The organism is Psychroserpens mesophilus, from assembly GCF_000826645.1.
Lineage (GTDB): Bacteria > Bacteroidota > Bacteroidia > Flavobacteriales > Flavobacteriaceae > Psychroserpens > Psychroserpens mesophilus.
This window is the reverse complement of sequence record NZ_JXJP01000006.1, coordinates 137,249-149,940: the sequence shown is the minus strand read 5'-3', so window position 1 is coordinate 149,940 and position 12,692 is coordinate 137,249. Positions and strand designations below refer to the sequence as shown.

Here is a 12,692-nt window from a genome sequence, read left to right as displayed (position 1 = left end):
ACCTTATTTATTTTTCTCTAACTTATTTTTTTATCATTATAAGCTTAAAATCCATCACACTTGTGTTGGATTTTTTATATTTATACGAAACAGACCAACTATGCTTTCAAAACAAGACAAACAAAAATTAAGAGGATCCATCTTTAGGCATCTTGATGGAATAGCAACAGCAACTTCTGCTTTCTCACTCTATAAAAAAGGTGTGTTAGCGTATTTATTAAAAGAAAAAAAGGTCGCCCTAAAAACGTTGACTTCAACCTTTGATGCCAATGAAGGCTATCTCAATGTAGCCTTACGAATTTTAGCATCCCAAGGTTGGTTAATTCAGCATTTAGACAACAAAAGCAATGAGGTGTCTTATGAAATTAACGCCCAAAGTGCTCATGCGTTTCAATTAGTACCTCATTACGAAGAGGCTGTAAATTTGTTAAATTATACAGTTAAATTATCAAGTGAGCCGATAGGTATAGATGCATTTCATATATTAGAAAAGGTATTCGTTTCTTTTGAATCTCAGTATGGTATGACCATTTCGGATGAATCTTCAATAGAATATCAAATTTTAAAACACATTGAAGGCGTCATCATTGCTCCGATAATTGTGAGATTAGGAATGAACGGTTTATTCCATAAATACTTTATGGAAGCCTCTTTTACTGCAGAAGAATATCACAAAAACCCAGAGAGTTTCAAGAAAATATTAGATTTCTTCGCACACTTAGGATGGTTTAATAAGAAGAAAAACACCTATCAATTTACCAACGAAGGTCTATTCTTTGCTAAACGTGCGAGTGCTTATGGTGTAACAGTTTCTTACTTGCCAACCTTTATTCATTTAGATGATTTAATCTTCGGAAATGCACATATCTTGAAAACAGACTCGCCTGATGAAACCGAAAAGCATGTCCATCGTGAAATGAATGTTTGGGGAAGCGGTGGCGCACATTCTACCTACTTTAAGGTGATTGATCAAGTCATTATTAAACTATTTAACAAACCTATTGATGAGCAACCAAAGGGTATCTTAGATATGGGCTGTGGAAATGGTGCTTTTATTCAGCATATTTTTGATGTTATAGAATACCAGACCGAACGTGGTAAAATTCTCGATGAACATCCTCTACTTCTTGTTGGAGCCGATTTTAATCAGGCTGCTTTAAAAGTGACCAGAGCCAATTTGATAAAAGCCGATATTTGGGCAAAAGTGATTTGGGGAGATATTGGAAGACCTGATGTTTTAGCGAAAGATTTAAAAGAAGATTATAATATTGAACTTAGAGATTTACTTAATGTTCGTACCTTTCTAGATCATAATCGTATTTGGGAAGCTCCAAAAACTGAAACAAATAGAATAAGTGAGTCAACTGGAGCTTATGCAAGTTTTGGAAAACGATTAAATAATAATTTGGTTGAAGATTCATTGTTTGAACATTTAAGCAAATGGAAACCTTATGTGGAACGCTTTGGTTTACTTATGATTGAATTACATACGGTGAATCCTAATTTAGTCGCGCAACATATCGGACAAACGGCTGCAACGGCATATGACGCAACGCATGGTTATAGTGATCAATATATACTAGAAGTTGATGTTTTTAATAAAATTGCTAAAGAAGCTGGCTTGCATCCTGATCCGAATTATTTTTCCAGATTTCCAGATAATAATTTAGCAACGGTAAGTGTCAACCTTTTAAAGGGACATTAATATCAAGAAATAAAAACCACAAGAAAAAACTATAAAATTTGAAAGCAGTTTCAGTAGTTACCATAAAAAAAGAATTGCAGCATCGTACTTCAGACGAACTCATGCAACTGTGTTTGCGACTTTCAAAATTTAAGAAAGAAAACAAAGAACTCCTCACCTATTTATTGTTTGAAGCACACGATGAGTCTGGTTATATTGACACCGTAAAGGCTGAAATAGATGCACAATTTGAAATGATAAATACGAATAGCTATTTTTATATTAAAAAGAGTGTTCGCAAGATTTTACGTAATATTAAAAAATATGCTCGCTATTCCTTAAAAAAAGAAACTGAAGCAGAACTACTCCTTTATTTTTGTAAACAACTCAAAGCGTTCAAACCTTCAATAAGAAACAATACAACCTTAATCAATATCTACAATAGACAATTAACTTTAGTCGAAAAACTTGTATCTGGCTTGCATGAAGATCTACAATATGATTTTGGTTTAGAAATTGAAGAATTGGGTTATTTGTAAAAAAAAAAAAAAAACAGAATCAAGATTGATTCTGTCTTTAAATTCTATAAGATCACATTATGCAGTCTGCATCTTGTGTTTACCTTCATATACTTCCTCTACTAATTTGGAACAAAATGCGGGTAAATCTTTAGGATTTCTACTTGTTACCAATCCTTCATCAACAACAACTTCTTCATCGACCCAATTAGCGCCTGCGTTAATAATATCTTTTTTAATCGAATTAAACGATGTGACTTTACGTCCTTTTAAAACATCGGCTTCTGCTAATAACCATGGCGCATGACAGATTGCAGCTACGGGCTTATGATTCTCAAAAAAGGATTTCGTAAACTTTACTGCTTTTTCATTTCTTCTCAACACATCCGGATTGATTACACCTCCTGGAAGTACTAAAGCATTATAATCATTCTGTGATACTTCATCTAAGGTTTTATCAACTTGATATTCATTACTCCAGTTTCCATCAGCCCAAGCTTTAATTTTTCCAGAGTTTTCAGATATGATGTGTACATCTGCTCCAGCTTCTTTTAAAGCGTTCATTGGTTCTTTTAATTCACTTTCTTCAAATCCATTAGTTGCTAAGATTGCAACGGTCTTTCTTTCTAAATTTTCCATTTTTATTTTTTGGTTTTAATTGTTAATATTCGATTACTCTAGTATAAGGAATCAAAACCAATAAACCCAATAAACATAAGGGTTTAACGAAGATTTAGCAAAAAATGTTAACAGGTCTTAAAGTTAAGATAAGATTTTCACCAAAAGCTCTTTTAATAAGTCACCTTGTGGGACAGCATTAGAATTTACACCTTTACCTTTAACGTCAAATTCACGGAGTGTTGATATAACAGCACTTACTTTTCGCATAGGAAAATTTCGCGCTGCAGAAATATATTCATTCACAAAATAGGGATTGATTTTTAAGGCTGAAGCGACATTTCTTGGATTTTTGTCATTTAAACCATGAAAATGCAATAGCTGAGAAAAAAAGTTAAACAGTAATGAAATAGTCACTACCATTGGATTGTCTTTAGGATTATCGGCAAAATAATTGACAATCTTGAAGGCTTTTACACTATTGCGTTCACCAATAGCTTTTCGTAATTCAAAATTATTATAATCTTTGCTGATTCCAATATTCACTTCAATATGCTCTGGTGTTATTTGAGTGCCTTCGGGTAGAATTATTTTTAACTTTTCCAGTTCATTATTAATTTTACTTAAATCGGTTCCTAAAAACTCAACAAGCATTTGAGAAGCTTTCGGCGAAATCGTGTAGTTCTGTCCTGAAAGTACACGTCGAATCCAGTCGGCAACTTGATTTTCGTAGAGCTTCTTACTTTCAAAAACAACACTACCTTGTTTCTTAATCGCCTTATAAAGTGCCTTGCGTTTATCTATTTTTTTATATTTATAATTGAGCACCAAAACTGTTGTTGGTTGTGGATTGGAAGCATAACTAGCTAAATTTTCAATCGTTCGGGATAAGTCTTGAGCTTCCTTTACAATTACTACCTGACGCTCTGCCATCATAGGATAACGCTTAGCATTACTCACAATATCATCAATGGCAACATCACGACCATACAATACCATTTGATTGAAACCCTTTTCTTCTTCAGAAAGAATGTTGTTTTCTATAAAATCTGAAATAGCATCAATATAATAAGGTTCTTCTCCCATTAAAAAATAAATGGGTTTGATTTGTCCTTTTTTTATGTCTGCAACAATTTGCTTTACGTCTTCCAATTGTGAGCGTTCTAAATTTTAAAATCTAAAAATGAAGTTTCAGATTTGGTATTTGGTTTTAGTGCCTTAACTTTGGAAAAATTCCAGTATGCTTGTATGCAAGAATTAAATTTTCCGAAGTTCGAATTCCGTTTCAAAAGTAACGAAAATAAAGTTTCTATTTTCGATGAGATTCGTAAAAAATTCATCATTTTACAACCTGAAGAATGGGTACGTCAACATAGTGTTCAGTATTTAATTCAACATAAAAATTATCCGAAATCATTAATTAATGTTGAAAAAGAACTCAAAGTTAATGGCTTGTCAAAACGCTATGACATCGTTGTTTTTAATCCTGACGGAAGCATCCATATTATAGTGGAATGTAAATCGCATCATGTTAAAATAGATCAAACGACTTTTGACCAGATTGCAAGATATAACCTAACTTTGAACGCAAACTATTTAATGGTAACCAACGGAATAAACCATTATTATTGCAGGATGGATTTTGAAAATGAACGCTATGAGTTTTTAAGAGATATTCCATCTTATGAAATCTAATATCAAACTGATACATTTAAATATATAAGTCATTATATTGAAACTAGCTGTCGTCATATTAAACTGGAATGGAAAAGAATTGCTTGAGCAGTTCATACCTTCGGTTATTGCATATTCTAAGGAAGCAGATATTTATGTGGCAGATAATGCTTCCTCTGATGATTCCGTTGAATTTTTAAAAACAAATTTTCCGCAGGTTCAAATCATTCAGAATACAATTAATGGTGGCTACGCTAAAGGCTATAATGATGCTTTAAAACATATTGAGGCTGACGTGTTTTGCTTACTCAATAGCGATATCGAAGTGACTCCAAACTGGCTCTCTCCTATTATTTCAGAATTTAAATCAAACCCTAATACGGCAATCATTCAGCCAAAAATATTGGATTTTAAGAAGAAAACGCATTTTGAATATGCAGGAGCAGCTGGTGGCTTTATTGACAAGTATGGCTATCCTTATTGTAGAGGACGAATTTTTGATACTATTGAAAAAGATCATGGTCAATACGACGATACCACATCTATTTTCTGGGCTTCTGGTGCTTGTTTATTTATACGTAAATCTGTATTTGAATCCTTAAACGGATTTGATGAAAGTTATTTTGCACATTTTGAAGAAATTGATTTGTGCTGGCGTGCTTTTAACGCTGGATATTTTTCAAAATTTGTTGGCACATCTACTGTGTATCATGTTGGAGGCGCAACACTAAACGCTTTAAACCCGAAAAAAACCTACCTTAATTTCAGAAACAGCTTATTTACCATCACAAAAAATGCTGAGGGCTTCCTCTTCAGAATTATTGTAACCAGACTGATTTTCGATGGTATTGCTGGACTAAAATTTCTGTTGGGTTTCAAATTCTTACACTTTAGCGCTATCTTAAAAGCACATTTTAGTTTTTATCATCACCTAAATCGTCTTTTGAAGCAACGAAAACAGCTTCCAAAGAAAAAAAACTACTTCGAAACCCAATCAATTGTTTGGTCATACTTCATCAAAAATAGGCGACATTTCTAATTGTTAGTAAATGTGTTAAAATTTTAGTTAAATAAGATAGTATCAACTATAGTTTTATCTAATTTTGGTATGTTAAATAACAACTAATTATTAAACTTTATTATGAAAAAATTAATGCTATTAAGTGTTGCTGGGATGTTTATTATGACTTCATGTGTGTCTAAGAAAGAATTTATGGCACTTGAAAATAAACAAAAAGAAACTCAAGATTTATTGAATTCTGCAACTGTTAAACTAAACAGTTGTTTGTCTGAAAAAGCTGCTGCTCAAGCTCGTGTAGAAACCATGAAAGATCAGCTTGCAGACTTACGTAAGTCAAATCAAGATTTGATTGACACGAAAGGAAACTTAACAACTTTAACTCAAAAAGGTGCTGAAAACCTTGAAAAATCACTAGAAAGCTTAAAGGAGAGAGATCTTAAAATTACACGTTTACAAGATGCCTTAACAAAAAAGGACAGTGTTACTTTAGCAATTGTAACCAGCTTGAAAAAAGCTGTAGGTATTAATGATCCTGACATTGAAGTTAATGTAGAAAAAGGTGTCGTGTTTATTTCTATTGCTGATAAACTGTTATTTCAATCTGGAAGTTACAATGTGACAGACAGAGCAAAAGAAATCTTAGGAAAAGTTGCAGCTGTAATCAATAGTAAGCCAAACTTTGAAGCTATGGTTGAGTCGCATACTGATAACGTACCATATTCTAAAGGTGTGTTAGTTGACAACTGGGATTTAAGTGTTAAACGTGCAACATCTGTGGTTCGTGTTCTTGAAGACTTAAAAGTTAATCCGCAACAGTTAATTGCTGCTGGACGTAGTTACTATGTGCCTTTAGTAGAAAACGACACTGCTGAGAATAAAGCAAAAAACAGACGTACGCGAATTATTGTATTACCAAAAATCGACCAATTCTATCAAATGGTTGAAGAAGAGATGAAAAACTTATCTGCTGCTGGTAACTAAAATTGTAAAAGAATAATAATTAAAAGCTCAATCGAAAGGTTGGGCTTTTTTTATGTGGTATTCTGAATGTTTGTATTAACAACTCCACAACAAACACCTTAACACCTTAACACATTAACACCTTAACACCTTAACACCTTAACACCTTAACAGCTTAACAGCTAAAATATCTCCAAACTCCCTTTACCTTCTCTAACCACTATAGGTTGGTCTTCAGATAAATCAATAACGGTTGAAGCTTCATTGTCGCCATAACCACCATCGATAACGAGATCAACAAGATTATCCCATTTTTCAAGAATCAATTCAGGATCTGTTGTGTATTCAATAATTTCATCTTCATCTCTTATAGATGTCGATACAATTGGATGACCAAGTTGTTTCACAATTTCTAAAGCAATACCATTATCTGGCACACGAATACCCACAGTTTTACGCTTTTTAAAAGGATGTGGTAAACTTTTTGAACCTGGAAGAATAAAGGTGTAAGCACCAGGAAGTGCTCGCTTTAAGATTTTAAATGTAGTCGTATCAATTTGCTTAACATAATCACTTAGGTTACTTAAGTCATGACAGATAAATGAAAAGTTAGATTTCTCTAATTTCACACCTTTAATTCTAGCGATTTTTTCAAGAGCTTTGATATTAGTAATATCACAGCCTAGACCATAAACTGTGTCTGTTGGATAAATTATTAGTCCGCCACGTTTAAGTACTTCTACTACTTTTCTAATCGCTTTAGGATTAGGATTTTCCTCATAAATCCGAATTAATTCAGCCATAAATTATGTATATTGCTATTCTACTCTACAAAGTAATTAATTATTTCATTATGACACGAGCTAATTAAAAAATAATATCAGCGCGATAGCATTTTATAGCAAACTGCATGTGAATTTTTAAAAATAATGCAAATACATGAATACTATGAAATTTACGTTTCTGTTCCTTTTTATTTCGATTGGATTAGTTTCCTGCTCAGATGACGATTCATCAATACCAAACGATCCTCAGGACCAAACAGGTTTAGAATTCAGACAAGAACTCAATGTATCCTATGGCAGTGATAACGATCAGGTTTTTGATATTTATCTTCCTGCTGGAAGAACTTTAGAAACAAAAGTCATGATCTTGGTTCATGGTGGAGGATGGACTTCTGGCGATAAGGCAGACATGAATTTACTGAAAGACTTAATTCGTCAGGACTTACCAAACATAGCGATAGTAAATATTAATTATAGATTAGCTGATGAAAATAATTCTCCTTTTCCCATGCAAATTGATGATATTTCAGCTGTAGTTGAATTCTTAAAAACTAATCAATCGGATTATGTAATTTCAAGTGATATTGGTTTTATTGGCACAAGTGCAGGCGCACATTTAGCTATGCTTTGGAGTTATGCTTATGACACTGAAAATGACACTCAAATGGTTTGTAGTATTGTGGGTCCGACGAATTTTACTGATCCAGCTTATTTAGAAAGTCAAGACCCTTTGCTACTTGAACTCATGGAGATTTATGGTATAAATCCAACCACCGAATTTCTAGAACTTGTAAGTCCGTATCATCAAGTAACTGCTTCTGCGCCACCTACCATTTTATTTTATGGTGGACAGGATCCTTTAATTCCAACAAGTCAAGGTGTTGATATGGAAGAAAAGCTATCTGATATTGGAGTAATAAATGAATTCACCTTATATCCAAATGCTGGACATGGTTGGGTTGGTTTAGAATTAATTGACACATGGACAAAATTAAAACTGTTTACAGAAACACATTTGGAATAAAAGGCTGTAACATCTCTAAATTAATAACGTCTATATAATATGCGGAACTTCATCTACATATTATTCTTCTGTACATTACCTTTGTTTGGTTTTAATAACCAATCCTATCAAGTATTAACGTTTACTCAAGCTGAATTAATTAGTAAAAATACAACGAGAATTCCGTTTAAACTTGTTGATCACCTTATAGTTATAGAAGCAGAATTACTTAATAGAAAAGGAAATTTTATAATTGACACAGGTTCAGAAACGCTTATCTTAAACAAAAATCATTTTAAAGGAAGACATTCAAATGCAGATTTACCAAAACAAACTTCTGGTGTTTTAAATATCATTGATAATCCTCTTGAAAAGCACTTAAGAGAATTCGTTATTAATGACTTGGTTATTCAGAATGCATTTTCAGATGTTATCGACTTATCACATATTGAAATCAGTAAAAAAATGCACCTCTTAGGCATCATAGGCTATGATATTTTGAAAGACTATGAAATTTTTATAGACATGTACCTTAATCAAATTACACTATCTAAAGTTAACGACAAAGGTGAAAAACTTGACCATTCGATATATCTTGAAAAAATTATGGATAGTGTCGGTTTCAAATTAAAAAAACACACCATTACTATTGAAGCCAGCATTGATGGTAAATTGCTAAAATTTGGCTTAGACACAGCAGCTGAGTACAACCAACTCAACAAAAAAATTGACAAAACAGCTTTAAAGCAATTTTTTCCTAAACGGAAGATGCAATTGGTTGGTGCAAGCGGAAGGAAAATTGAGGTTTTGGCAGGAAAATTGTATCGTGTTAAACTAACAGATTCCATTTATTTTGGCCCAATGCAAACTATTTTAACAAATCTCAATACAATGAATGATGCTTTTGGCACTAAGTTAGATGGTGTTTTTGGTTATGAATTTTTCAGACAACAACGTACAATAATAAATTATAAGAAAGAAAAGCTTTACTTTGTAAAGCATCCATTATACAGGCAATGACGATAAAGAATTTATATACAATCATTTTCTTTTTTTTAGCTTCAATAAGCATATCTTTTTCACAAAATCAAAAAGGTTACACGATTGAAGGTGATGATGTTGTGTTTACATTTCACAGATCTGACTATGAAACGTTATCGCATGATGAAGCTGGAAACAGAATTAGTTTTGATGACTTAACTGTCGAAAATGTTGTGGTTTCCGGAGAATTCAACAACTGGTCGAAGTATGACTGGAAAATGACTAAAATTAACGAAGATACGTATCAGCTTAGAAAGCCTCTGAGAAAATTTGAAGATGAATTTACTTGGGAGTTTAAATTCCTAATTAACAATGAGTATTGGGCAGAACCGACTACAGAGGCCTCAAACATTGCTGACGCAAAAGGCCTTTTTGGCGAACGTCTTAATGTTTACAATCTTAAAATGTATCCAAAAGCTTATCCTGATAATAATGGCAATGTGCGTTTTAGATTAAGAGGTCATGAAAATGCCAAAAATGTCATTGTTGCTGGTACCTTCAACAAGTGGGATGAGCATCTGTTTAAAATGTATAAAATTGAAAACGGCTGGGAATTGAAGGTTCACATAAAGCCTGGCGAGTACGAATATCGATATATCGTTGATGGTCACTGGATGGAAGACCCTTCAAATCCCGATAAAGTTAGAAATGAGTATGATGAATATAATTCTCACCTTAACGTTGGGAAATATGTCACATTTCTGCTGAAGGGTTATCAGGACGCTTCAAAAGTTGTGCTTTCAGGATCTTTTAACGATTGGAATGATACAAACTTTACTATGGAAAAAACCGATAATGGCTACTGGAAATACAGATTACCGCTTCCTGCCGGAAAACACCACTATAAATTTATTATCGATGGTAACTGGATTCTAGATCCAGATAACTCGGTAAAAGAGTATGATGGAAGCGGCAATGTCAATTCGGTATGTATGATTAAGTAATTAGCCTAATACATCAAGCTTTGCAAAACGGAGTAGCAATTTCTTCACGCCTCCTACTTCAAAATTAATTTCAGCTTTTACATCTGCACCTTTCCCTTCTATCTTGAGCACTTCTCCTTTACCAAAACGCGTGTGCTCTACAATATTTCCAACAGCTAAATTCCCATCAAACAAATTGGTTTTATCAGTTGTACTTACCGACTTAGAAACTGGTTTTAAATTTTTAGGCGCTACAAATTTTGGTGGTTTTGCTTCCTGCTTCCGCTTTATTGGTTTTTTAAACCGAATACGATTAGGTTCGATATCTCCAAAAATATCGGCTGATAGCATCGGATTTTGACGTGGCTCATGTATTGGTGTTATGACATCCAAAAACTGATCGTCTATTTCTTCAATGAAACGACTTGGTTCAGCATCAATTAATTTTCCCCAGCGATAACGTGATAAAGTATATGTTAAATACGCTTGCTTTTCTGCTCTGGTTAAAGCCACATAAAATAAGCGTCGCTCCTCCTCCAGTTCACTTCTGGTATTCATACTCATGGCACTTGGAAACAAATCTTCTTCCATTCCAACAATATACACATACGGAAACTCCAATCCTTTTGCTAAGTGAATGGTCATCAATGCCACATGATCTGGATTGCCTTTATCAGCATCTAAATCGGTCGCCAAAGCTACATCTTCTAAAAATTCTGCTAGGGTATCTCCAGCATCTGCAATTTCAACTTGTCCTTCAACAAAATCTTTGATACCATTTAATAATTCTTCAACATTCTCAATTCGAACGACTCCTTCAGGAGTTCCATCTTTATTGAATTCCCTCATCAAACCACTTGATTTCACTACATGCTCTGTAAGTTCAAAAGCATTAGCAGTTTGATTCATAATCTGATAACTTTCAATTAGTGTTACGAAATCTTTGAGTTTATTTTTTGCTCCTGCATTGATATTAATATCGATTTTATCAATATTCTGAAGCACTTCAAAAATGGTCTTTCCGTAGCCATTTGCAGCAACAACTAAGCGATCCAATGTTGTTTGTCCGATGCCACGAGCAGGATAATTGATTATTCGCTTCAATGCCTCCTCGTCTGCTGGATTTAAAATCAAGCGTAAATATGCCGTTACATCCTTAATCTCTTTTCGCTGATAAAATGACAAGCCTCCATAAATACGATACGGAATATCTCGTTTTCTCAACGCATCTTCAATAGCCCGAGATTGTGCGTTAGTTCTATACAAAACAGCAAAATCACTATTAGGCAATTGGTGTTGCATCTTATTCTCAAAAATAGAACTTGCCACAAAACGACCTTCATCACCATCAGTCATTAACCGATTTACCTTTACTTTTTCACCTTCAACATTGGCTGTCCAAACAATCTTATCAAGTTTGGTTTTGTTATGTTCAATTACAGAATTTGCTGCACCTACAATATTTTTAGTAGAACGATAATTTTGTTCTAAGCGATACACATTGACATCATCATAGTCCTTCTGAAAATTTAAGATGTTATTGATGTTTGCGCCACGAAACGCATAAATACTCTGAGCATCATCACCAACAACACAAATATTTTGAAAACGATCAGATAAGGCTCTTACGATTAGATACTGTGAGTGATTGGTGTCTTGGTACTCATCCACCAAAATATATCTGAACTTGTTTTGATATTGCGCTAACACATTAGGAAAACGTGTCAGTAACTCATTGGTTCTTAAAAGCAAATCATCAAAATCCATAGCGCCTGCTTTAAAACAGCGATCGACATAATTCTGATAAATTTCACCCATTCTAGGTCGTCTGGCAGCAGCATCTGCTTCAATTAATTCCGGACTTCTTAAATAGGCTTTAACCGTAATCAAGCTGTTTTTATATGAAGAAATCCGACTATAAACCTGTTTGGTTTTGTAGATATCTTTATCAAGCCCCATTTCTTTAATGATGGAACCTAACAGCTTTTGAGAATCTTGTGTGTCGTAAATGGTAAAATTACTTGGAAATCCTAAGTGGTGACCTTCAAAACGTAAAATCTTAGCAAAAACAGAGTGAAATGTTCCCATCCATAAGTTTTTAGCTTCACTATCGCCAACTATATCAGCGATTCTTCCTTTCATTTCTTTGGCTGCCTTATTCGTAAATGTTAAAGCCAGAATATTAAACGCATCAACGCCTTGACTCATTAAATACGCTATGCGATACGTCAATACGCGCGTTTTACCAGAACCAGCTCCTGCAATTATGATCATTGGTCCATCCTTCTGTAAGGTTGGAGCTAATTGCGCATCATTTAGCTGACTTAAATATTTTTCCAATGCATTATCTTTTTAGAACGATAAAAATAACCATTTGTAACAGGTTTCACATAGTGCTTTTATCAATAATTATAAACAATCATTGCAGCTCTTATATTTTGATATATATTTAAGTTTTAATCAAA

12 protein-coding genes are annotated in these 12,692 nt (G+C 33.6%); 8 read left to right on the top strand and 4 right to left on the bottom strand.

What is annotated here, in order from left to right; all coding sequences use genetic code 11:
- Positions 1-100 precede the first annotated feature (100 nt).
- Positions 101-1,705 (top strand): class I SAM-dependent methyltransferase, encoded by a 1,605-nt coding sequence (locus TD18_RS06815; protein WP_040250348.1) that lies wholly within the window; start codon positions 101-103, stop codon positions 1,703-1,705.
- 38 nt (positions 1,706-1,743) lie between these two features.
- Positions 1,744-2,223: a hypothetical protein gene (locus TD18_RS06810; RefSeq protein WP_040250344.1), complete on the top strand. Its 480-nt coding sequence runs from the start codon at positions 1,744-1,746 to the stop codon at positions 2,221-2,223.
- Positions 2,224-2,280: 57 nt separating this feature from the next.
- Here the strand turns inward: TD18_RS06810 and TD18_RS06805 are convergent, their stop codons facing one another.
- Positions 2,281-2,841: a type 1 glutamine amidotransferase domain-containing protein gene (locus tag TD18_RS06805; protein WP_040250343.1), complete on the bottom strand. Its 561-nt coding sequence runs from the start codon at positions 2,839-2,841 to the stop codon at positions 2,281-2,283.
- Positions 2,842-2,964: 123 nt separating this feature from the next.
- A complete protein-coding gene (holA, locus tag TD18_RS06800; protein ID WP_040250342.1) occupies positions 2,965-3,972 on the bottom strand; it encodes a DNA polymerase III subunit delta in 1,008 nt (335 codons plus the stop codon).
- A 96-nt stretch (positions 3,973-4,068) separates the two neighbouring features.
- On the opposite strand from holA, the gene TD18_RS06795 reads away from it, so the two are divergent.
- The 3 genes from TD18_RS06795 to TD18_RS06785 all read left to right on the top strand — a co-directional run bounded on the left by TD18_RS06795 (position 4,069) and on the right by TD18_RS06785 (position 6,496).
- Positions 4,069-4,515, top strand: a complete 447-nt coding sequence (locus TD18_RS06795; protein WP_040250341.1) for a type I restriction enzyme HsdR N-terminal domain-containing protein — start codon at positions 4,069-4,071, stop codon at positions 4,513-4,515.
- Positions 4,516-4,552: 37 nt separating this feature from the next.
- Positions 4,553-5,533: a glycosyltransferase family 2 protein gene (locus tag TD18_RS06790; RefSeq protein WP_040250335.1), complete on the top strand. Its 981-nt coding sequence runs from the start codon at positions 4,553-4,555 to the stop codon at positions 5,531-5,533.
- A gap of 102 nt (positions 5,534-5,635) precedes the next feature.
- Complete coding sequence (locus TD18_RS06785; RefSeq protein WP_040250333.1) at positions 5,636-6,496, top strand: OmpA/MotB family protein; 861 nt, start codon at positions 5,636-5,638, stop codon at positions 6,494-6,496.
- A gap of 161 nt (positions 6,497-6,657) precedes the next feature.
- On the opposite strand, the gene TD18_RS06780 is transcribed toward TD18_RS06785, so the two are convergent.
- On the bottom strand, positions 6,658-7,278 hold the full coding sequence (locus tag TD18_RS06780) for an L-threonylcarbamoyladenylate synthase (RefSeq protein ID WP_040250331.1): 621 nt from the start codon (positions 7,276-7,278) through the stop codon (positions 6,658-6,660).
- Positions 7,279-7,423: 145 nt separating this feature from the next.
- On the opposite strand from TD18_RS06780, the gene TD18_RS06775 reads away from it, so the two are divergent.
- From TD18_RS06775 to TD18_RS16650, 3 genes are read left to right on the top strand one after another with little or no spacing between them, the layout of a single operon-like run.
- Complete coding sequence (locus tag TD18_RS06775) at positions 7,424-8,284, top strand: alpha/beta hydrolase (protein WP_241480653.1); 861 nt, start codon at positions 7,424-7,426, stop codon at positions 8,282-8,284.
- A 39-nt stretch (positions 8,285-8,323) separates the two neighbouring features.
- Positions 8,324-9,283, top strand: a complete 960-nt coding sequence (locus TD18_RS06770; protein WP_152611325.1) for a hypothetical protein — start codon at positions 8,324-8,326, stop codon at positions 9,281-9,283.
- The gene (locus TD18_RS16650) at positions 9,280-10,248 is read left to right on the top strand and encodes a hypothetical protein (protein ID WP_052461073.1); all 969 of its coding nucleotides are present in this window, start codon (positions 9,280-9,282) and stop codon (positions 10,246-10,248) included. Before TD18_RS06770 ends, TD18_RS16650 begins: the two co-directional genes overlap by 4 nt.
- On the opposite strand, the gene TD18_RS06760 is transcribed toward TD18_RS16650, so the two are convergent.
- Positions 10,249-12,567, bottom strand: coding sequence for an ATP-dependent helicase (locus TD18_RS06760; protein WP_040250322.1), 2,319 nt, complete (start codon positions 12,565-12,567; stop codon positions 10,249-10,251). It abuts the gene before it with no gap.
- Positions 12,568-12,692 lie beyond the last annotated feature (125 nt).